This window comes from Mesorhizobium sp. M0571 (genome assembly GCF_040320985.1).
Lineage (GTDB): Bacteria > Pseudomonadota > Alphaproteobacteria > Rhizobiales > Rhizobiaceae > Mesorhizobium.
In genome coordinates, this window is the sequence record NZ_JAMYQT010000036.1 from 16421 (window position 1) to 37789 (window position 21369).

Sequence of the window (21369 nt, forward strand, 5' to 3'; positions counted from 1 at the left end):
ACTATGCCTTTGTTCGGGTTGGGGCAGCGCAGAAAACAATGATGGTAATTCCCGAGCGACAAACGTCGAGGGCCGCCGGTTGGTCGCGGCGCACCGGCGCTTTTTCCGCGGTCCTGCTGCTGACGGTTCTCATCGGCCACCGATATGATCTCGTCGAGACGCCGGCTTTCCTGTGGGTGCTCGGCATTGTCGCCTTGCTGGCCGCCTTTGCGCTTTTGTTCGCCGGGTTTGCCTTTGCGCGATTGTGGAATTTCGGTGATCGCGGCGGTCACGACCTGACCGCCGGCGCCTTGTTGGCGCTTCTGGTGCTCATCCCTTACGCTGTCGCGGCCTATTGGGCGGCGACCTATCCGCCGCTGCGCGACATTTCCACGGATTTGGACGACCCGCCGGCGCTCGATATTTCTACCCGGACAAAGGGTATGAACGAGCTTTTGCCGCCGACGCCCGGCGAGCAGCGCCTGCAAACCGAAGCGTATCCGCTTGTCACCGGACGCAGCTACACCTTGCCTTTCGATCGCGTTCTGGAGGCGGTCAAAACCGTGCTTGATCGGCGGGGCTGGCAGCTCGCGGCGCCATATCCCGACGCCGCACGGCAAAGCGACGTGACGATCGATGCGGTCGCCAAGAGCCTCCTGCTTGACCTTCCCGCCGATGTCGCCATCCGTGTGACCGATGATGGTGATGCAATCATCGTCGATATGCGCTCGGCCGCGCGTTACGGCCGCTACGACCTTGGCGACAATGCAGCGCGCATCGTGGATTTCCTTGCCGAGCTCGACCAGGAAGTCGCGGGCCAGGTGGGCGTGGCGCCTGCCGAGTGATATCCGAGGGGTACTACTTTGCCGGCGTAAAAATACCGTCTATGGCCGGCGCGCCCTCGGTGTGGACCAAGCCACGCGCCACCAGATCTTCCAGATGGGCAAGCACCGACAGGCCGGCCGCGCCATGCAGGCGCGGATCGGTGTCGCGATAGATCGCCTCCACCATGTCCTTGATCGTCCGGCCGCCGCTGTTGACCCACTCCAGAATCGCTCGTTCGCGCATTTTGCGATGCGTTTTTAATCCGCGCATGAAGTTGCGCGGCTCAGTCACGGGCCCGCCGTGACCGGGCAACAGCAGCCGGTCGTCGCGTTCGATGAGCCGATCGAGCGATGTCATGTAGTCGGCCATGGCGCCGTCCGGCGGCGCGACGATGGAAGTCGACCACGCCATGACGTGATCGGCCGAGAAAAGGATGCCGGTTCCTTCCAGCGCGAAGGCCGCGTGATTGGCGGTATGGCCGGGCGTCAGCACCGTCCGGATCGCCCAGCCGTCACCGTCGGTCACCATATCGTCCGGCAGCGCGACGTCTGGAACGAACTCGATGTCGGCGCTGGCATCGAGGGGATTGACCTCGCCGGTGCGCAACGGCCGCGCCGGGCGATGCCGGCCTTCCGCCAGAACCGCCGCACCGGTGTGCTGCTTCAGCCGCGCCGCCAGTGGCGAATGGTCGCGATGCGTGTGGCTGACGAAGATGTGGCTGACCGGCCTGGTCCCGATCGCATCGAGCAGCGTTCGAAGATGTGCCTCGTCCTCCGGACCCGGATCGATCACCGCCAGCGTCTCGCGCCCGACGATATAACTGTTGGTTCCGTGAAAGGTGAACGGGCTTGGGTTCGGGGCGGTGACGCGTTGAATACCAGGCGCAACGGTCACGCCCTGGCCGTAGGACGGATCGAAGCGTGTATCGAACTTCAGCGCCATGCGAACGTCGCGACCTTTTTTGGGGGGAGGGCAAAACCGATTGCCGCATAGCACGGAAGCCAATATACGGAAACGCAAGGCCGCGTTCGGCGGCAATCCGGAACGGGGAAGACCATGGCTATTTCAACGACGATGCGTCCGCTTATTTCTCTCGCTCTGCCTGAAAAGGGCGCGGCCCGGCTGGCGGGACAGATTTTGCTGGCGATCGCCGGAACGCTAATGCTGATCTTGTCGGCGAGGACGAAGGTTATGCTCGGACCGGTCGATATCTCGATGCAGACGCTCGCTGTCTTCCTGATCGCCGCCGCCTTCGGCATGCGCCTCGGCGTCGCCACGCTGCTCCTCTACATGGCCGAGGGCGCATTGGGCGTTCCAGTCTTCCAGAGCACGCCGGAAAAGGGCATCGGCATTGCTTACATGCTCGGTTCGACCGGCGGTTATCTAGCCGGCTTCGTCGTCATGGCGGCGATCGTCGGCTGGGCTGCCGACCGTGGCTGGGATCGCCATCCTATCAAGCTCTTCAATGCGATGCTGGTGGCCGAGATCGTCATGATGGCGATGGGCTTTGCCTGGCTGGCGCTGTTGATCGGCCCGGAAAAGTCGTGGCAGTTCGGGGTGGTGCCCTTTATCGTTGGCGATCTGATCAAGGTTGCGCTGGCCGCGAGCCTGGTGCCGGCAGCCTGGTCGCTGCTGAAGTGAATCCGGTCAAGAACCGGCATCGCTGTGCCATGATCGGGATTTCGTGGCTTGCTGGCAATTTTGTCTCAGTGACGGCCTATCGAAACACCTTTTTATCGCAAACTGGAATGGCTCTGCAGGTATCCCCCGCCGGCGGGCATCTGTTGCGCAACGACATACCGGCGACCCGTCACATTAGCTTCAAGTCGGTGGACTAAGCACCAGAACATCCGGGGATCGCCGCGCCAATATAACCAAAGAGCTACGCATCACAGCGAATTGCCCGATACGCATGTCGGGCAGCTGAAAAAGAAAGCGGCCCGATGATTATTTAGGCATAGCTAATTTCATGGACAATTTGCGGGTAATTTTTCTATGAACCACCCTGATTCTCGGCGTATGGGTGCTTGCTGGCATCGACACACTGTCGTAACCGTTGGCGCCGATATGCCCGCCCTGAGAGGGAGACACGTGATTAGCGCGGAAAAAACAACGAGTAAGGCGACCATCCTGTCGCCGGAGCCGACAGCCGCGCCGGCAACCCGCTGGTACGCGGCCAGCGTCTTTCCCGGAAAGGAGCATGTCGCCGAACGGCATCTCCGGATCCAGGGATTTCAGCCGTTTGTGCCTCGCTGCGAGAAAACCGTGCGTCATGCCCGGCGGCTCGAAACCCGGTCTGCGGCGTATTTCCCGGGTTATATGTTCATCGCCCTTGACGTTGCGCTGCAACGTTGGCGCTCGGTCAATGGGACATTCGGTGTGCGTTCCCTCGTCACGCAAGGCGACCGGCCTTTGCCGGTGCCCTCGGGTCTGGTAGAGCGTTTCATTGCATTGACCGGTAAGGACGGGCTGCTTGATTTCAGTGGAGGCCTCGCAGCGGGCGCCTCGGTCCGAATCCTTTCGGGCCCTCTCGCGGAAACGATCGGTCGCCTTGACCGGCTCGATCCAGCCGGAAGAGCCCGGGTTCTGGTGGCCATCATGAATGGCGAAATCCCTGTCGACTTGGATGCCAGGGATCTCGTAGCAATCGCGTAGCCGCACATCAAGGCGGCCTCGTGATGTAAATTGTTGTACGATGCGCTCTCGGGTTTCACCCGGGAGTGCGGTAGCCGTCGTTCGGTGGGGAATAGGCGCTGTGTGGCGAGATCATCTCATCGGCGCTGATTGGGAGTGCGCGGTATGCGAATAACAATGATTGGTGCCGGCTATGTAGGGCTCGTCTCGGGCGCCTGTTTCGCCGACTTTGGCCATCAGGTCTGCTGCGTCGATCGTGATGCGGAAAAGCTTGCCATGCTCAAACTCGGCAAGATACCGATCTACGAACCAGGGCTCGACGACCTCGTCACGACCAACACCGCGCAGGGCCGCTTGCGTTTCGACGACAATCTGGCGGATGCGGTTTCTCAATCGGATGTCGTCTTCATCGCCGTGGGGACGCCGTCACGGCGAGGCGACGGCCATGCCGATCTGTCCTTCGTCTACGACGCGGCCGCCGAAGTTGGTCGCGCACTCAGGGGGTTTACGGTCGTGGTGACGAAATCGACCGTCCCCGTCGGTACCGGCGATGAGGTGGAACGAATCATCCGCGAGCAAAATCCCACCGCTGATTTTGCGGTGGTCTCTAATCCGGAATTTCTTCGCGAAGGTTCGGCGATCGAGGATTTTAAGCGGCCCGACCGCATCATTGTTGGGACCGATGCCGAACGGGCCAAAGCCGTCATGGGCGAGATCTACCGCCCGCTCTCGCTGAATGTCGCGCCGATATTCTACACGAGCCGGCGTACGGCTGAGCTTACCAAATATGCCGGCAACGCGTTTCTGGCCATGAAGATCACCTTCATCAACGAAATAGCCGATCTCTGCGAGCGGCTGGGGGCCGATGTGCAGGACGTCGCGCGTGGCATCGGCATGGATAATCGCATCGGCGCAAAGTTTCTTCACGCCGGGCCGGGCTATGGCGGCTCCTGTTTCCCGAAAGATACGCTGGCGCTGGTCAAGACCGCGCAGGACGCGGCAAGCCCCGTGCGGCTTATTGAAACGACGGTCTCGATAAACGACCAGCGCAAACGGGCGATGGCGCGCAAGGTGGTCGAGGCCTGCGGCGGCTCGGTTCGCGGCAAGACCATCGGCATCCTGGGCCTTACGTTCAAGCCGAACACCGACGACATGCGCGATGCCCCCTCATTGGCGATCATTCAGGCGCTCAAGGATGCGGGCGCTTCGATCAAGGCCTATGATCCAGTCGGCATGGAGCAGGCGCGCAAGATAATCGAGGGCATTGAATTCGGGGAAAGCGCTTACGCGGTAGCCGATGGATCGCACGCAATCGTCATCGTCACCGAATGGAATGCGTTTCGGTCATTGGATCTGAAGCGGCTCCGCGCACTCATGGCAACGCCGGTGATGGTTGACCTGCGAAACGTCTACCGCGGCGAGGACGTCGTGAAGGAAGGTATAGCCTATTCGAGCGTTGGCCGAGAGCGGCATCCTGTCTAGTGAACATTCAGGTTTTCGTGGGGCCCGATTCGCGGGATTCAAATTGATTGCCACCACCATCCATTTACCCAACAAACGGCATCTCCTGCTCCGGATGCGCTTTCAGCTGCTTGGCGGATTGACATTCGCCATCCTGCTGCCGGCGTTGTTACGCCTGTCGGTTGATCAACAAGTGATCTGGCAATCGAACATGCAGGTTACGATCTTCGCGGCATTCATCGCCCACACGACAGGCTATCTGTTTTATAAGCGCATCGGCAATTTCCCGGGCGTTGCGGCGGCCGGCTACATTTTGCCAACGTTTGCACTGACTTACGGTCTCGTGTTCGTGACTATCTTCTTCTTCAGGTTCGAATACAGCCGGTTCCAAGCCGCAGCGAGCTTCATCCAATCGACGTTGTGGTATTTTGGCCTGAGCCTGGCCACGCGGCGGCTCGATGCACACCGGCTGGCGATCATTCCTGGCGGAGACGTTGACCGGCTAGAGAGCATACCGGGTGTCAATTGGCACAGGATCCATTCGCCTGACATGATTGTCGAATATGCGAGCGGCGTGGTGGCCGATCTTCGAGCCGACCTTTCGGGTGAGTGGGAGCGTTATATCGCCGACCGAGCGCTCTCGGGAACACCGGTCTACCACGTCAAGCAAATTAGCGAGTCGCTCACCGGTAGGGTAGAGATCGAGCATCTTTCTGAAAATACACTAGGTTCCCTGAACCCAAACCAGGCCTATCTGAAAATAAAGCAGGCGATAGACTGGGCTTCCGCGTTGTTTGTCCTTGTTGTTTTCTCTCCATTGCTGTTGTTTGTGGCGATTGCAGTGAAGATCGACTCACCTGGACCGGCGTTATTTAGACAAAAAAGGATGGGCTATAGAGGCCACCCTTACGAGGTCTACAAATTTCGAACGATGAAGCTCAATGACACCGTTGTCGACGAGAAGGAAGCGGCCATCACGAAGGCCGGTGACGCACGCATCACGCATTTGGGACAGTTTTTGAGAAAATCCAGGATCGACGAGTTGCCGCAGGCCTTCAACATCCTGCGTGGCGAGATGAGCTGGATCGGTCCGCGGCCGGAAGCTCTCGTACTCTCGATGTGGTACGAGGCGGAACTGCCATTCTATCGGTACCGGCACATCGTTCGGCCTGGCATCACCGGATGGGCACAAGTCAACCAAGGCCACGTTGCGGCCGTGGACGATGTTCTGGAAAAACTTCACTACGATTTCTACTATATCAAGAACTTCTCGCCTTGGCTCGACGTGCTGATTGTATTTCGCACCATCCGAACCATGCTCACTGGATTTGGCGCGCGTTGAAGAGTATTTTTCTACAAAATATCTCTGATATGAAGCTTCTTATATCCGTCTCGGCCTGTTTCTTCGTCTGCCGTGTTGCGGCCAGATATGTTGAGGTTCTGGAGGAGGCAATCGCCGGACCCGCGGGGAGGCTTATTTTCCTTCAGCCAAATGAAGTGACCGATACATTTGCTGAGAAGTGCCTGGTGGAGGCGGACAGACATCGCAGCAGCAAAAGTGTGCGCGAGAGCGTAAGAAAATTCCTGGGCTTTTGCAAGTCTCACCGAACCAAGGGCGTTATCGTTTGACCCAGCATTCTATGATCGCATCACTACGCGAGCTTTTCGCCCATGTGTCCCGCCGCCGCCGTCGCCAACTTGGCCCCGTCCTGATGCTGATGCTTGCCGGCGCAGTGGCCGAGGTGGTCTCACTGGGAGCGATTCTGCCATTTCTCGCTGTCGTCTCCAAGCCACAGCAGGCTCTTGCTAGCGAAAGGCTGCGGCCGCTGCTCAATGCGCTCGGACTCAACACGCCCATGGAGCTAGTGATCGCGGCCGCCGCCGGCTTCGCGCTATCGGCGGTCGTCGCCGCAGCGGTGCGGTTGTTGCTCGTCTGGGGCAGCCAGAAATTCGTCTTCGCCATCGCTCAGGAGCTTAGCGTGGCAGTCTACCGCCGTACTCTGCACCAGCCTTATGCCTACCATACAGCTCACAACTCAAGTGAGACTCTGGCCGCCATTAACAAGGCACAACTTGTCACAAATGGCCTGCTGGTGCCGCTGATGCAAGCGGCCAGTTCTGCTGTCATTGCGCTGTTTATCCTGCTTGGCCTACTCTTTGTTGACCCAGTGGTTGCACTGACCTCGGGCCTCGGTTTCGGCCTGATTTACCTGCTGGTTATGCATTTCACAAAGCGGATAATGCGGCGCAATGGCGGGGTCATCGCCCGGGCACAGAAAGAGCGCGTGCAGGCGGCGAGCGAAGGCTTGGGCGGCATACGCGACGTGTTGCTTGATCGATCCCAAATGGTCTTCATCAAGCGCTTTTCAGCCGTCGAGAGCGATCTACGCCGGACACAGGGGACCAACAATTTCGTTGCCGCCGCGCCGCGCTTTGTTGTCGAAGGACTTGGGCTAGTGTTGATCGCTGGGCTAGCGCTAATGCTCAGCTTCCGGGATGGAGGGCTGGTTGCGGCAATCCCGGTGCTCGGCGCCTTAGCGCTCGGCGCCCAGAGATTGCTTCCGTTGCTGCAACAAGTCTACTACGGCTGGACGTCCTACATGGCCAACGGTCAGTCGCTGCGTGACGTCCTTGACATTTTGCAACTGCCAGACGCGCCGCACTTTGCCGCCTCGCAGAACCTGGACCCTTTGCCTTTCAACAGAGCGATTACGCTAGAAAATATCCGCTTTTCCTATCCTGTGGGCAGTCGGCCGGCAATCGAAGACGTCAGCCTCGTCATCTCCAAGGGAACGCGCGTCGGCTTTGTCGGCAAGACCGGCAGCGGCAAGTCGACGTTAATGGATATCATCCTCGGACTTTTGACGCCCACCAGCGGCCGCATCATCATCGACGGCGTCGAACTGAGTGATGCCAATCGCTCGGCCTGGCAGGAGCGCATCGCACATGTGCCGCAGGCGATATACCTGTCCGACGGCAGCGTTGCCGAGAACATCGCCTTTGGGGTCTCTGCAGAAATGATTGATCACGAACGGGTTAGACACGCTGCCGAACAGGCTGAACTCCTGGACGTCATCACTGCGCTGCCCGACGGGTATGACAGCATCGTCGGCGAGCGCGGGGTTCGCCTGTCGGGTGGGCAGCGCCAGCGCATTGGTATCGCCCGCGCACTCTACAAGCAGGCCGACGTGCTCGTGTTCGACGAGGCAACCAGCGCGCTGGACAACGAGACGGAGAGCGCGGTTATGCAGGCGATAGACGGGTTGAGCCGGTCGTTGACAGTTATAATGATAGCGCATCGGGTATCTACATTGGCAAAATGCGACTTTATCTTTGAATTGAAAGATGGCCGTGTTTTGCATGGCATAGATCGCCGACTTGAAGAAATTGATTAATAAAATCCCGCAGAAGGAATGCACGATCTTTCCGCTTCGCTACGCTCAATGAGATTGCGGGCTTGACGGGCAGTACTGAATGGTTAACCGGGCAAAGGCCTGCTGAGGCGAGGAAAGTTCTGGATGAGTGCCATGCGTTCACTAAACTTTATGGCTAGATTGACATCTGATCTCATACCATATATCGGTGGAGATAGAAGGACGCCCGTTGTTTACTTTGACAAAGTCCGCAATGTTGGCGATCTGCTTAACCCGTACATTGTTCCAAAAATAACGGGGCAAGAGACGCGGCGGTCGAAATCAAATGTTTTCGCGCATTTGAGGGCGATCGGAAGTGTGTTGGGCTCGGCCAACCGGCAGAGTTACATTTGGGGATCCGGCTCAATCGATGGCAACCCTCCCAGGTCCAGATTGGATCCGCAAAAAATTCGCGCAGTGAGAGGGGTTCTTACGCGCGAAATGTTGCATGGTTGTGGTTACCCGATCGAGTCAGTGCCGCTCGGTGATCCAGCCGTGCTGCTTCCAAGATACTATTCAAAGGAACGTCTTGCGACTACCTTTCGGGTCGGTGTCGTACCTCATTTTTCTGACATGGATATACTACTTAACAGGAATATAGTTGTCCCAAAGGACTGCCTTATTATAGACGTTGCTCAAGATCCAGAGACGTTTATCGATGCGCTTCTGAAATGTGACTTTATCGTAAGCTCGTCTCTTCATGGGTTGATCCTCGCTGACGCCTATGGAGTTCCAAATGTTTGGACAAGTTTCTCAGATAGACTCCTGGGAGGTGAGTTCAAGTTCATGGATTACTATACAACAACGGACTCTCCGAAGCAGGTGGTGTACCATGTTGCAACGCAAAGTGACTTTACCGAGCTGTTGAAGAGCATCTCATCGATTGCGTCTAGAAAATTGTTTAAATTCAATGCTGATGATTTGCTTGATGCATTTCCAAGAGAGATGAAGTCTGTTTAGGCCGTCAAGGGGCAACTGCCGAGCGCCGCCGGCCGTAGAACGGCGAAAAGGAGCGGATCGGGCGAATGGTCATTTGGTCGAGTGCGATTACCGATTCTGCGTCTCACGATAACCTCGCAAGGGGTGGCCACTACGTGGCGGTGCAAAGGCGCTTCAGGGGAAGTTCGATTGGATTGTTTTGCTGGTGAGGAGAACCGTCTTGGTTGAGGAGGAGACGCACCTTGTCGAATCGGTCCCCGCGCCGGTCTTTCGGCCTGGAACAACTCAGGCCCGCAATGTAATCGTGACCCGCTCAGGAATGTGCTTCCAAGGACCGTTCATGCTGTCAGAGTCTGTCCATGTCGGTTACGGCTTCCGCAAGAGCCTTGCAACCTACGCAACCGGAATCGGCAGCCTGTTAACACGCGGTGTGCGCTATCATCGCACCACGCGCGAAGCGATTGTATTCCATAACCTGTGGACTGGGGGATACTATCACTGGATGACAGAAGCCTTGCCGCGGCTATTCGCTGTCCGTGACCGGTGGAGCACGTCTGCGTTAGTTATGCCGCACCACGCTCCGAATCCGTGGCTTCTCAGGTGGATCGAGAATGTAGGCCAGTTTGAAGAAGTCGTCCGGTTTGAGGGCGGGCGAAATTTGTGGTTGCCGCGCGTGTTAATCCCGCATTGCCCAACAAGGCAGGATGAGTTTGACGTGCTAAACCTTCAAAGGGTTAAGAGTGAACTCTTTGCTTCGATTGGCGTTGACCAACGGTCCAGGGCCGATCGCCGGATTTTCATCACGCGACGAAACGCCAGATGGCGCAAAATCCCCAATGAGGCTGAGGTAGTCGCGCGACTCGAACCACTAGGATTCGAGATCTTCGATTTCGACAAACTGGACTACGAAGGGCAGGTACGCACCATGAGCGAGGCAGGTGTTCTTGTCTCTTTGCATGGAGCGGGCCTGACCAACTTGATGTTCATGAGGCCAGGGTCGCACGTGGTCGAATGTGCAATGCGCCCTGCCTTTCCGCTTACCTACAACCGTTTTCGAAAGACGCACCTAGCAAATCCATCTTATGTCAGACTGGCGCGACTGTTTAGGGTAAATCATCATTTCGTGTTTTGTGAACTGGATATGTCGAATGTTCCAAAAAGCAGAACCAAGAAGATAACCGCAAACGATTATGACCTCATCGTGGACGTGGATAAGTTGTTGGCGACGCTGGGCGAGATCATTCGATGAGCAAAAAGCTCGTATGAGATGATGAAGTCTGCAGCAAAATTCGTGCATTCATGGCTGACGAATCCGGTCTCGCGCTTTTTCTACCGGAGATTCGGAGCTGGATCGGTTGTCGCGCGCAGAGCCGAAATCATAGGTCGTCGGCGTGTGTCAATCGGGGCGGGCGTTCGTGTAATGCCGGGCGCTTCCCTAATATGTTCGGGCATGCCACCCTATCTTTTTAAGCGCAAAGGGACAATCAGCATCGGTGATGGAAGTATTATCAGAGAGAATTCCTTCTTGATCACGTACGGTGGCAATATAGAACTCGGCAGTCGTGTAACAGTTAATCCATTCTGCTGTATCCAAGGAAATTGCGGTGTCGAGATTGGCGATGACGTTCTCATCGCAAGCCACGTATCGATTTTCTCTGCAAATCATGTGTTCGAGGATGCATCTAGAACCATTCGTTCCCAAGGCGAGCGTGGGAAGGGTGTCCGCATAGCCGATGACGTCTGGATCGGCTCTCACTCCGTCATCCTCGATGGCGTAACAATCAATCGAGGTGCTGTAATCGCAGCTGGTGCCGTGGTGACACGTGAGGTTCCGGCATTTGCCGTTGTCGCTGGTGTTCCAGCCCGAAAAATTGGGCAACGTGGCGCATCTACAGGGATGGCAGACATATCAAGGAATCGTTCCCAATGAGCGGCGGCGTCCTCTACATATCGTATGACGGCATGCTTGAGCCGCTCGGGCAATCGCAGGTGCTTGGGTATATCGAGCGTCTGGCAGCGGATTTGCCGGTACACCTGATCAGTTTCGAGAAGCCGGAAGATTGGAAGCAGGTCGCGGAGCGCGAGCGCGTCGCGAGCCGCATCTCCCAATCCGGGATCCACTGGCACCCGTTGAGCTATCACCGACGCCCGACGGCGCCTTCTACCGCCTACGATATAGCTCAGGGAATCCAGCTTGGCACCTGGCTTGTCATACGCCATCGCCTGTCGATTGTGCACGCGCGGTCTTATGTTCCTTCGGTCATGGCACTCGCGATCAAGCGGTTAACTGGTGCTCGTTACCTTTTCGATATGCGTGGCTTTTGGGCGGACGAACGTGTCGACGCCGGCATGTGGTCGCCGGACGGACGGCTCTATCGTGTTGCCAAGGGCTTTCAGCAGCGCTTTCTGCAGGCGGCCGACGCTGTCGTATCATTGACGCACGCTGCCGCACGTGAAATCAGCGGCTTTCCATATCTTGCCGGACGAATCCCGCCCATCACCGTCATTCCGACCTGCGCCGATCTTGGGCGCTTCACGCCTCGTATCGGTGCTGCACCGGAACGGTTCACGCTGGGTTTTGTGGGGTCGGCCGGGACATGGAACCAATTTGGCGAAGTCCTGTCCTTCTTCGAAGCCGTCCGTGCACTTCGGCCTGATGCCAGGCTGCTTGTCGTAAACCGCGGTGAGCACGATCTCATTCGCAAGGCGGTCGCGGATACCTCGCTCGACGACAACACCGTCGAGATCACAGCGGCCGATCATTTCCAGGTTCCAGGCCTTATCCGGCAGATGACAGCCGGCATAGCAATGAGGAAACCGGCCTATTCGAATGTCGGTTCAGCGCCGACCAAAATTGCCGAATACCTCGGCTGCGGCATTCCCTGCTTGGGAAACCGCAGCGTCGGAGATGTAGCGGAGATATTGGAGGGACGCCGAGTCGGCGTCGCAATGACAAGCTATTCAAAGGAAGACCATGCCGCGGCAGCCGACACGCTGCTCGCGCTTCTGGAAGAACCGGAGTTGAGTGCGCGCTGCCGGCAAACGGCCGAAACGATCTTTTCCCTCGACAAGGGTGTCGAAGCTTACCGGCTAATTTACGCTTCGCTCCAGGGACTGCAACCTTAGATCGGTTGCAAAACGAACTCTGCTGACGACGACAGAAGGACCAAGCGACCGAAATGAGTTCCTATTTGATCACTGGAGGAGCCGGCTTCATCGGCTCTCATTTGTGCGATATCCTCCTGGCTCGAGGTGACAGGGTGGTCGTCGTCGATAACTTTCTGTCCGGCAAACGGCAGAACCTTCCAGCTGCCCATCCTAATATCAGCGTTCTAAATGGCGACATTCGGGACATCGCCAAATTCCGCAGCGAGATCGGCGATGTCGACGCAATTGTCCATCTCGCGGCGCTAATCAGCGGCTATGACAGTCTACGAACGCCTGACGAGTATGTAGACGTCAATGTGACCGGCCTGCAGCGGGTGATCGATTTCGCGGCCACTCAACGCATCAGGAGAATCGTCTTCGCGTCCAGTTCGACGGTTTACGGGAATACTGATCTGTCGTCGATCGACGAAAGTATCACGCCGGCGCCGGTCACTGTCTACGCCGCCTCGAAATTGTTCGGCGAGCACCTCCTGGCCATGTACGCCAAATTGCACGGGTATTCTTATTGTTCCCTGCGCCTGTTCAATGTTTATGGTCCACGTCAGGCGGTCGATCATCCTTACGCTAATGTCACGTGCAAGTTCTCTTACGCCGCCGCCCATGCGCTTCCCATCAAGAAATTCGGTGACGGTGGGCAAAGCCGCGATTTCGTCTATATAGCGGATGTGGTAGATGCTTTCGTTTCCGTACTGGATGAAACGGGTAACGGGCTCTATAACATCGGAACCGGAACATCTAACAGCATCAATGCGCTGATCTCGGAGCTGGAGAAGATCACGAATAGCACTCTCGGCGTCGAGTTGCTCGATCCTTGGCCGAACGATGTACGTCGAATACAGGCCGACACTGCAAAATATGTCACGACGTTCGGCAGGCGCCCGAAGGTAAGCCTTCGCGAAGGTTTGGAACGAACGGTCGATTTCTTTCGCGCATGATGGAACACGCACCCTTGGAAAGATCTGAAGCGGAGGCATTGGAAAGTGTCGTCCTCGCAATTTCCACCTTTCGAACCGCTGAACACGTGCTCACGCTCCTTCGATCGGTGTTTGCCAACGGCAAAACGCCATTCTTGGCGGTGGTCGTCGTCGATTCGCTCGGCGACGGTCGGTTGGCTACCGCCATTGGGGAGAATGGGTGGGCCGTCGAGTATCACAATGCTGACCGGAATCTCGGTTCCGCCGGCAATTTGCAGAAGAGGCTCCAGATAGCGGCGGACCTCGGCGGACGGTGGTGCTATGCGATCAACCACGACGGCGAGGTCGACCTCCGTGCCGTGCAGGCCATGGTGCGAGCCGGCAACGCGGGCGAACGGATCGGTGCGGTTTATCCAAATCGATTTCGGCCAAACCGTGGAGGGAGCTGGGAGAAGCCGCGTCGGAGCGCGGTGCCGCAGCTATTTTCACAAAGGCTTTCTTCCCAACTTGCTGTGGGCGAGGAAGTTGTTTGGAGCAGCTCGAATGGCGCACTTTATAGCTTGCAGCCCCAGCGCGAGGGCATCGAAGTCTGGAGCGATCTCTGGATGAGTTGGGAGGACTTGGGCTACGGTCTTTGCCTGAAAAAAGGAAAGTGGCGGCAGATTGTATGTGCCGATGCAACATTCGTCGACACGTACGAATATAGAAAGGCGAGTTTCTTGGGCAAAACGATTTATGTTGCGGATAAGCCCACTTGGTATCAGTACTATCATTTTAGAAATTTGATTCTAATAGCCAGAAGGATAGATGGTGGATTCAACCTTTATCTAAGTCTATTTCCAATGCTGCTAAAGGATCTCGTTGCTATTGTGTTGTACAAATCGGACCCGCTGACGCGACTTCGATTGCTGTTCCGTGGTGCTCTTGACGGGATTCGAAACATCTCGGGCAAGGGACCTTTCCCATGATTGGCAATTTGAACGTCAGCCGTCGATGGTAAGACGGGGATAACCGGCTCGTCAGAGCCATCGACTCAAAGACACAGGCCCTCTACGTTGCTTCCTTACTGGCTCATGTTTGGCGTCCCTGCCTTCGCTGCGCTTTTCGAGCGACGCGGGAAGGCACTTGACCACCCCGGCGAACGATGGCTGTTCTTCATTGCTGGGCTTGCCGTATGCCTGCTGGTCGGCCTTCGTAACGATGTGGGAGCCGATTGGCCCGCCTATTTGGGTCACCTCGTTCGAGCAAGCTTAACGGTATTCATAGATATCCCAAAACTGGGAGATCCGGGCTATGCGCTGCTGAACTGGATCAGCGCCCGCGTGGATCCAGCGGTTTGGCTGGTCAACCTTGTATGTGCCGGTTTGTTCAGCTGGGGGCTTTTTTCGTTCGCACTGGCCCAGCCGCGTCCCTGGCTCGCTCTGGCCGTCGCAATACCTTACCTGGTTATCGTCGTTGCGATGGGGTATACGAGGCAGGGCGTGGCGATCGGGTTGGCGATGCGTGGACTCGTCGCCCTTGGTCGTGAGCGTTCCAACCTCAAGTTTGTCGTGTGGGTGCTCATCGCGGCGACCTTCCATAAATCGGCCGTCCTGCTGATACCGATCTCGGCTCTGGCCGAGAGTCATGGCCGCGTTTGGACCATATTGTGGGTAGGTTGCGCTGCAATACTGGCCTATTTCGCCTTGCTTCAGGATAGCGTTGACAAGCTGATGTACACATACGTTGCTCGTGAGTACGATTCCGGTGGTGCCGCAGTCCGGGTCATCATGAACGCGATCCCGGCGGCACTATTTATCTTTTTTAGGAAACGGTTTCTGCTTAGTCCGCGTGAGAAGCAGCTTTGGCTTATCTTGGCGCTGATCGCGATAGCGCTGGTGCCAGCCCTTGTCATTTCGCCGTCATCGACAGCCGTTGATCGCGTAGGGCTCTACCTCATTCCGATCCAGATCATGGTCCTGTCGCAGATTCCGGAATCTTTCGGGAGGTCCGGCCGATCTTATCGGTTCCTGGGTTTCCTAGTGGTTTTATATTCCGCGTTTGTACAGTATGTCTGGTTCAATTTCGGATCTCACGCCATCTATTGGCTTCCTTATCAAAACTATCTCGTTCAAGGTTGACAAAAATTGCGCATCATCATCTGTGCCAATACTGCGTGGAACCTCGTCAACTTCCGCGCTGGGCTCATTCAGAGCTTTCACGCGCGCGGCATGGAGGTTATTGCAGTCGCCCCACCGCATCAGCAGCATGCAGCGCAGTTGATGAGGATGGGCTGTCGTTTCGAAGAAATGCCTATGGACAATATGGGCACGTCGCCGTTTGGTGACCTTGCCCTTCTGATGCGGTTTAGAACCCTATTCAGGCGAACCCGACCGGATGTCTATCTCGGCTACACGATCAAACCTAACATCTACGGATCCATCGCCGCCAAGATGCTTGGTGTCAGCGTCATCAACAATATCGCCGGCCTTGGAGTCGCATTTTCAAGGGGATCGAAGATACAAGGCCTTGTGGAAGTCCTTTATCGCTACGCTTTGCGCGGATCGCGGCGCGTATTCTTTCAGAACCGAGAAGACCGCGATGATTTTGTTCGCAAATCTATCGTAATGCCGGAATTGACCGAACTGCTGCCGGGCTCGGGTGTGGACCTGCAGCATTTTATGCCCGCACGGGCTGTCCCGAGCGAGAATGGGGCCGACAGCGTTTTCTTACTGGTTGCCCGACTCCTCTGGGAAAAAGGCGTCGGCGAGTTTGCCGAAGCTGCGCGAATCGTTCGCTCGACGAAGCCGCAGGCCCGGTTCCAGTTGCTTGGCTTTCTCGACGTCCAGAATCCCTCGGCAGTCTCGAAAGCGGTGATCGAGCAGTGGGTGAACGAGGGGGTTGTCGAGTACCTTGGTGTGACGGACGACGTACGCAGATATCTCGCGGCTGCCGATTGCGTCGTCTTGCCGTCTTACTATCGTGAAGGAACCCCGCGCAGCCTGCTCGAGGCGGCAGCTATGGGCCGGCCAATCATCACGACGGATTGGACCGGGTGCCGAAATGTGGTCGACCATGATGTCAACGGCTATCTCTGCCAGCCACGGGACGCCGGGGACCTTGCCAATCGAATGTCGAGATTCATGTCGCTTTCCCTGCACGAGCGAGTCGCTATGGGCGATGCTAGCCGCGCCAAAGCCGAACATGAGTTCGACGAAAAGTACGTAATAAAAAAATACCTAAATGCGATAGGAGAGGTATAAATGGGCATTCCTACACGTTGCAGGCAGCAAGGTCGAGCATGAAGGGCATCATCCTTGCGGGCGGGAGCGGAACCCGGCTTTATCCGCTGACGCTGTCTGTGTCGAAGCAATTGCTGCCGGTCTACGACAAGCCGATGGTGTTTTACCCGCTGAGCGTGCTGATGCAGGCGGGCATTCGCGATATTCTTGTCATTTCGACGCCGCGTGACCTCCCTGGCTTTCAGGCGCTGCTGGGCGATGGTGGCGTCTTTGGCCTGAACCTGTCCTATGCCGAACAGGCGCAGCCAAATGGGCTGGCCGAAGCCTTCATCATCGGCCGCGATTTCATTGGCTCGGACAATGTAGCCATGGTGCTCGGCGACAATATCTTCTTCGGCGCCGGATTGACAGCCATCTGCCAGACTGCCGCGAAGCAGACACAAGGCGCTTCAGTCTTCGCCTATCATGTCGAGGATCCGGAACGGTATGGCGTGGTCAGCTTCGAAGCGGCAACCGGCAAGGCGCTGACGATCGAGGAGAAACCGAAGGAGCCGAAGTCGAACTGGGCGGTCACCGGCCTTTATTTTTACGACAATGATGTGGTCGACATTGCTGCCTCAATCAAGCCGTCGAGGCGCGGTGAGCTCGAAATCACCTCAGTCAATAACATTTATATGGAGCGTGGCGCGCTTCATGTCCATCGGCTGGGCCGCGGCTTCGCTTGGCTCGATACCGGTACGGTTGACAGCCTGCATGACGCGTCCTCCTTTGTTCGCACCATTGAACATCGGCAAGGGATCAAGATCGCCTGTCCGGAAGAAATCGGCCTGGAAATGGGCTGGATCTCGGCCGACGCGGTTCTGGCGCGTGCGGAAAAGCTCGGCAGGAACGAGTATGCCGGCTATTTGCGCCGCCGGGTGATCGAACTGGCGCGAGGCTGATCGTGGCGAACGTTCGCAACCTCAGCCTTGACGGCGTGCTGGAAATCACGCCAAAGCGCTTTGCCGATGCGCGCGGCTTCTTCTCCGAGACTTACAACGCAGCAGGCCTTGCCGAAGCTGGAATCGATCTCGTCTTTGTACAGGACAATCACAGCCTCTCCAGTGCGGCGGGCGTTCTCAGGGGGCTTCACTACCAATTGCCCCCTTTTGCCCAAGCCAAACTCGTGCGCGTCGTGCGTGGCGCGATTCTCGATCTCGCGGTGGACATCAGAAAGAGCTCACCGACCTTCGGCAAATGGGTATCCCTAGAGGTGTCCGCTGAGAGGTGGAACCAGATTCTGGTTCCGACCGGCTTCGCACATGGTTTCGTCACCCTCGCGGAGAATACGGAGGTGATCTACAAGGTGACGAGCCCATATTCACCGGCGCAAGATCGTGGCATCCGCTTCGATGACCCGGCGATTGGCATCGAGTGGCCGACCTTTCCGAATGGCGTCGTGCTATCGGATAAGGACCGCAATGCTCCGCTTCTCGCCGAAGCCGAGATTTTCGACTAGATCGTTCATGCTAAGCGGAGGGCCTTTGGATTGAACATATTGGTAACGGGCGGGGCGGGCTTCATCGGATCGGCGGTTTGCCGGCATCTGTGCGGGAACACTGAGCATCGCGTTGTCAACGTCGACAAGCTGACTTATGCCGGCAATCTCGGTTCATTACGCCAGATCGAGAACCATCCCAACTACTGCTTCGTGCGGGCCGACATTTGCGACGAACATGCAATCTCGCGGATCCTAGGCGAACATGACATCGATGTCGTCATGCATCTTGCCGCCGAGAGCCATGTGGATCGCTCGATAGATGGGCCGGCGGCGTTCGTCGAGACGAATATCGTCGGTACGTTCAAGCTGCTCTCGGCTGCCTTGGCGCACTGGCAGAACCTGTCGGCCGAGCGCCAAGAAAACTTCCGTTTCCATCATGTCTCGACAGATGAGGTGTTTGGGGATTTGCCCTTCGACGGCAGCCTCTTCACCGAAGACACCGCTTATGCACCGTCATCCCCCTATTCTGCGTCCAAGGCCGCTTCGGATCATCTCGTTCGTGCCTGGCACGAGACATACGGGCTTCCTGTGGTCGTTTCCAACTGCTCGAACAATTATGGCCCGTTTCATTTCCCTGAAAAGCTGATTCCGTTAATCATCCTCAATGCGCTCGAGGAGAAGCCGCTTCCCGTCTATGGCACTGGCGCAAATGTGCGAGACTGGCTGTTCGTGGACGATCACGCGCGGGCGCTGGAACTGGTCGCGACGAAAGGAAGGCCGGGCGAAAGCTATAATGTGGGCGGGCGTTGTGAGCGCAGCAATCTCAGCGTTGTGGAGACGATCTGCCGGATGCTCGACAGCCTTTGGCCGCGGCGCGGCGGAGCACGCTATCGCGACCTGATCGCGTTCGTGGCTGACCGCCCTGGCCATGATCGGCGCTATGCGATCGACGCATCCAAGATCGAGCGCGATCTGGGCTGGACGCCAGCCGAGACTTTCGAGACCGGCCTTGCCAAGACCGTCCGATGGTATCTCGACAATCCTCGGTGGTGGGAGCCGATCCGCAGCAGCCGCTATGCCGGCCAAAGGCTAGGCGCAGCGGAAAAGGCACTGTCGTGAGAATTCTTGTCACGGGCCGCGAAGGGCAGGTTGCGTGCAGCCTAGCTGAACGCGCCTCGACCCTTCCAGGCATCGAGTTGATCGTGACGGGTCGGCCTGACTTTGATCTTCTCGATTCCAAATCAGTCCGGTCGGCGATCCTTGCCAGAAAGCCTGATATCGTTGTCTCCGCTGCAGCTTATACATCCGTTGACCAAGCCGAGGACGAACCCGACACGGCGCAGGCAATCAATGTGTTGGGGGCCGGCGCCGTCTCTGCTGCGGCAGCCGAAACGGGCGCTCCCGTTATTCATCTCTCGACCGACTATGTGTTTGGTGGGGAGAAACCTGGCGCCTACATTGAAACCGATACCACTGGCCCAATTGGGGTCTATGGCCGCACCAAGCTCGATGGCGAGGCAGCGGTCGCCACCGCCAATCGCCGTCATGTCATCTTGCGCACTGCCTGGGTACACAGCCCGTTCGGCCGTAATTTCGTGAAGACCATGCTCAGACTGGCAAAAGATCGTGATATGATCCGTGTCGTCTCCGACCAGTTCGGCAACCCAACCTCTGCTCTCGACATCGCAGACGGCATTCTGCACATCGCGAAAACCATGGAGCGGAGAGAAAATTCCGCCCAGTTCGGCATATTTCATCTTGCCGGCACCGGTGGTACGAACTGGAGTGGTCTTGCTCGCGAGATATTCGTCGAAAGTCGACGGGTTGGCGGTCCATGGGCGAATGTCGAGGACATATTCGCGGACGAATACCCTACTAAGGCGAAACGCCCAGCCAACTCGCTGCTCAACTGCCAAAAGCTGCGGGGCACCTATGGTTGGCGCGCGCCGGACTGGCAGGAATCGTGCAGGACTGTCGTCAGGAGACTTGTCAGCTAGAGGGCTACCAGACCGTCGGCAGCAGGCCACGGGAGCCTCCGAAGCATCGGATCCTCTCTCCAAGACGGGCAGTGATCGATCTTGCCCGATCGAGCGGAAGCATGGTGCCATTCGTAATGGAAGAGGACGCGGGATCCCGCGTGATATGCCAGATTCGATGGCTGAACAGACGGAACGTGGTCTCACCGCCCCCTTTCGGCGTCTGCAGGTTTCCAGACCGCGAGCGTAAGAGATTTCAAAACCAACCGTTTTGCCTTCGAGTAGTGCGAAACGCCGCTGATGAGTCGGCGAGCGATGACGGCGCGGCCACAAGGAAAGCCAGATTGGCTCCCTGCAACCCGCAATCGCGGCCGGCTGTAAGATGATAAATTGCGATATTCTAAGAGTGTGTTCAATCAACCACACCGAAACCAAAAAGTATCTCGCATTTGCGATATGAGTTGGAATTGGCTCAAAAAGCTGTTACGCGCTGAAACAGTAGCTTGGTGGTTGGGTGGGCCTCAGGTAACGTAGGACAGAAGGATAGATGCGGATGAACCAAATGTTGAGAGGCGCGTTGGCCGGACTCGTTGTGTTGGCCGGCTTCGCCCCGGTGTCGTCTTTCGCGCAGGATGCATCGTGCACCTGTGCAACTGCCTATCAGGGTGCAAATCCGATTGGATCGATCGGCAACGTCAATGGCGACGTGATGGTCTCGCAGGTGGCTGGCTACGGCCCTGCACAAGCGGGCGGCGCGCTGGATTTCGGCAGCCGTGTCGTGGTTGGCGGCAAGGGCTCGGCTTCGGTTCGGATCGGTGGCTGTAATCTGAGCGTCCCCGCGAATTCGACGCTCGATATCTCGCGCGTCGAGAACAAGATTTGCCTCAACGTCCTGGGTTCTGAGAAGACCGCCCAGACGGGCAATGCCAACGACAACAACAACGACAAAACGCCGCTCTTCATCTTTGGCGGCATGGCTCTTGGGGCCGGTATTCTGGCCGCAACGGCGGATAAACACCACGGCGTCAGCCAATAAGCGGGTGGCCCGACAGCCCGCAGCAGCAGAGGCGGGCGCCTCTGCTGTGTCGTTCTTGCTGATGCGCAAGGCCGTTGGTGTTGGTGGACATGCTTCCGTTCGGACGGATCTGGCTTCGCGAATTTGTTAGCTGCATCGGCCTGTTGCTTTGATCTGGCGCCAAAATGAATCGTCTTGGGCGGATTGCGTTGGTCGGTCAGGCCGCACGTTTCTAGAGGAACCAAAATGAAGGTGTGCCATTCGCTTGGTCCCATTTTCTTTTGTGTATCGGCGATTGCAGGCGTCACCTGTTTGAGTTCCGGCCCTTTCGTGCGGGTATCTGG

General features: G+C 57.2%; 20 protein-coding genes. 19 read left to right on the top strand and 1 reads right to left on the bottom strand.

The window, feature by feature from the left end:
• Positions 1 to 38: 38 nt before the first annotated feature.
• Positions 39 to 824, top strand: coding sequence for a DUF1499 domain-containing protein (locus NKI85_RS28475; protein ID WP_352779401.1), 786 nt, complete (start codon positions 39 to 41; stop codon positions 822 to 824).
• Between the two features lie 13 nt (positions 825 to 837).
• On the opposite strand, the gene NKI85_RS28480 is transcribed toward NKI85_RS28475, so the two are convergent.
• Entirely contained in the window at positions 838 to 1746 is a 909-nt protein-coding gene (locus NKI85_RS28480; protein WP_352779404.1) for an MBL fold metallo-hydrolase, read from the bottom strand.
• A gap of 114 nt (positions 1747 to 1860) precedes the next feature.
• Between NKI85_RS28480 and NKI85_RS28485 the strand changes: the two genes are divergently transcribed.
• The 18 genes from NKI85_RS28485 (at position 1861) to NKI85_RS28570 (ending at position 21046) form a co-directional block, all read left to right on the top strand.
• Positions 1861 to 2445: a biotin transporter BioY gene (locus NKI85_RS28485; protein WP_352779407.1), complete on the top strand. Its 585-nt coding sequence runs from the start codon at positions 1861 to 1863 to the stop codon at positions 2443 to 2445.
• A 426-nt stretch (positions 2446 to 2871) separates the two neighbouring features.
• Positions 2872 to 3459 (top strand): transcription termination/antitermination protein NusG, encoded by a 588-nt coding sequence (gene nusG / locus NKI85_RS28490; RefSeq protein WP_352779410.1) that lies wholly within the window; start codon positions 2872 to 2874, stop codon positions 3457 to 3459.
• A 144-nt stretch (positions 3460 to 3603) separates the two neighbouring features.
• Positions 3604 to 4920 carry a UDP-glucose dehydrogenase family protein gene (locus tag NKI85_RS28495; RefSeq protein ID WP_352779413.1) on the top strand — a complete coding sequence of 439 codons (1317 nt, stop codon included), beginning with the start codon at positions 3604 to 3606 and terminating at the stop codon, positions 4918 to 4920.
• Between the two features lie 43 nt (positions 4921 to 4963).
• On the top strand, positions 4964 to 6241 hold the full coding sequence (locus NKI85_RS28500) for a sugar transferase (RefSeq protein ID WP_352779416.1): 1278 nt from the start codon (positions 4964 to 4966) through the stop codon (positions 6239 to 6241).
• A gap of 370 nt (positions 6242 to 6611) precedes the next feature.
• Positions 6612 to 8294, top strand: a complete 1683-nt coding sequence (locus NKI85_RS28505) for an ABC transporter ATP-binding protein (RefSeq protein ID WP_352779418.1) — start codon at positions 6612 to 6614, stop codon at positions 8292 to 8294.
• A 123-nt stretch (positions 8295 to 8417) separates the two neighbouring features.
• Positions 8418 to 9272, top strand: a complete 855-nt coding sequence (locus NKI85_RS28510; RefSeq protein WP_352779421.1) for a polysaccharide pyruvyl transferase family protein — start codon at positions 8418 to 8420, stop codon at positions 9270 to 9272.
• Positions 9273 to 9471: 199 nt separating this feature from the next.
• Positions 9472 to 10500 carry a glycosyltransferase family 61 protein gene (locus NKI85_RS28515; protein WP_352779423.1) on the top strand — a complete coding sequence of 343 codons (1029 nt, stop codon included), beginning with the start codon at positions 9472 to 9474 and terminating at the stop codon, positions 10498 to 10500.
• Between the two features lie 201 nt (positions 10501 to 10701).
• Positions 10702 to 11181 carry an acyltransferase gene (locus NKI85_RS28520; protein ID WP_352779425.1) on the top strand — a complete coding sequence of 160 codons (480 nt, stop codon included), beginning with the start codon at positions 10702 to 10704 and terminating at the stop codon, positions 11179 to 11181.
• Positions 11178 to 12377, top strand: coding sequence for a glycosyltransferase (locus NKI85_RS28525; protein WP_352779427.1), 1200 nt, complete (start codon positions 11178 to 11180; stop codon positions 12375 to 12377). The genes NKI85_RS28520 and NKI85_RS28525 overlap by 4 nt, the downstream gene beginning before the upstream one ends.
• 53 nt (positions 12378 to 12430) lie before the next feature.
• Positions 12431 to 13354: an NAD-dependent epimerase/dehydratase family protein gene (locus NKI85_RS28530; protein ID WP_352779429.1), complete on the top strand. Its 924-nt coding sequence runs from the start codon at positions 12431 to 12433 to the stop codon at positions 13352 to 13354.
• 14 nt (positions 13355 to 13368) lie between these two features.
• Positions 13369 to 14301, top strand: coding sequence for a glycosyltransferase family 2 protein (locus NKI85_RS28535; RefSeq protein ID WP_352779431.1), 933 nt, complete (start codon positions 13369 to 13371; stop codon positions 14299 to 14301).
• Positions 14302 to 14388: 87 nt separating this feature from the next.
• Positions 14389 to 15453, top strand: a complete 1065-nt coding sequence (locus NKI85_RS28540) for an EpsG family protein (protein ID WP_352779433.1) — start codon at positions 14389 to 14391, stop codon at positions 15451 to 15453.
• Between the two features lie 6 nt (positions 15454 to 15459).
• Positions 15460 to 16575, top strand: coding sequence for a glycosyltransferase family 4 protein (locus NKI85_RS28545; RefSeq protein ID WP_352779436.1), 1116 nt, complete (start codon positions 15460 to 15462; stop codon positions 16573 to 16575).
• 38 nt (positions 16576 to 16613) lie between these two features.
• Positions 16614 to 17495: a glucose-1-phosphate thymidylyltransferase RfbA gene (gene rfbA, locus NKI85_RS28550; RefSeq protein WP_352779438.1), complete on the top strand. Its 882-nt coding sequence runs from the start codon at positions 16614 to 16616 to the stop codon at positions 17493 to 17495.
• A 2-nt stretch (positions 17496 to 17497) separates the two neighbouring features.
• On the top strand, positions 17498 to 18052 hold the full coding sequence (gene rfbC, locus NKI85_RS28555; protein WP_352779440.1) for a dTDP-4-dehydrorhamnose 3,5-epimerase: 555 nt from the start codon (positions 17498 to 17500) through the stop codon (positions 18050 to 18052).
• Positions 18053 to 18082: 30 nt separating this feature from the next.
• Positions 18083 to 19153 carry a dTDP-glucose 4,6-dehydratase gene (rfbB, locus tag NKI85_RS28560; RefSeq protein ID WP_352779442.1) on the top strand — a complete coding sequence of 357 codons (1071 nt, stop codon included), beginning with the start codon at positions 18083 to 18085 and terminating at the stop codon, positions 19151 to 19153.
• A complete protein-coding gene (gene rfbD, locus NKI85_RS28565; protein ID WP_352779444.1) occupies positions 19150 to 20031 on the top strand; it encodes a dTDP-4-dehydrorhamnose reductase in 882 nt (293 codons plus the stop codon). Before rfbB ends, rfbD begins: the two co-directional genes overlap by 4 nt.
• 532 nt (positions 20032 to 20563) lie before the next feature.
• Positions 20564 to 21046, top strand: a complete 483-nt coding sequence (locus NKI85_RS28570) for a hypothetical protein (protein ID WP_352779446.1) — start codon at positions 20564 to 20566, stop codon at positions 21044 to 21046.
• Positions 21047 to 21369: the final 323 nt, after the last annotated feature.

What these genes read in the sequence shown, in the direction of transcription:
- NKI85_RS28505 (WP_352779418.1), top strand. Translation starts at nt 6,612, where the DNA reads ATGCTGATGCTTGCCGGCGCAGTGGCCGAGGTGGTCTCACTGGGAGCG.
- NKI85_RS28495 (WP_352779413.1), top strand. Translation starts at nt 3,604, where the DNA reads ATGCGAATAACAATGATTGGTGCCGGCTATGTAGGGCTCGTCTCGGGC.
- NKI85_RS28520 (WP_352779425.1), top strand. Translation starts at nt 10,702, where the DNA reads ATGCCACCCTATCTTTTTAAGCGCAAAGGGACAATCAGCATCGGTGAT.
- NKI85_RS28485 (WP_352779407.1), top strand. Translation starts at nt 1,861, where the DNA reads ATGGCTATTTCAACGACGATGCGTCCGCTTATTTCTCTCGCTCTGCCT.
- NKI85_RS28475 (WP_352779401.1), top strand. Translation starts at nt 39, where the DNA reads ATGATGGTAATTCCCGAGCGACAAACGTCGAGGGCCGCCGGTTGGTCG.
- NKI85_RS28510 (WP_352779421.1), top strand. Translation starts at nt 8,418, where the DNA reads ATGAGTGCCATGCGTTCACTAAACTTTATGGCTAGATTGACATCTGAT.
- nusG (WP_352779410.1), top strand. Translation starts at nt 2,872, where the DNA reads ATGCCCGCCCTGAGAGGGAGACACGTGATTAGCGCGGAAAAAACAACG.
- NKI85_RS28480 (WP_352779404.1), bottom strand. Translation starts at nt 1,746, where the DNA reads ATGGCGCTGAAGTTCGATACACGCTTCGATCCGTCCTACGGCCAGGGC.
- rfbA (WP_352779438.1), top strand. Translation starts at nt 16,614, where the DNA reads ATGAAGGGCATCATCCTTGCGGGCGGGAGCGGAACCCGGCTTTATCCG.
- NKI85_RS28525 (WP_352779427.1), top strand. Translation starts at nt 11,178, where the DNA reads ATGAGCGGCGGCGTCCTCTACATATCGTATGACGGCATGCTTGAGCCG.
- NKI85_RS28570 (WP_352779446.1), top strand. Translation starts at nt 20,564, where the DNA reads ATGAACCAAATGTTGAGAGGCGCGTTGGCCGGACTCGTTGTGTTGGCC.
- NKI85_RS28530 (WP_352779429.1), top strand. Translation starts at nt 12,431, where the DNA reads ATGAGTTCCTATTTGATCACTGGAGGAGCCGGCTTCATCGGCTCTCAT.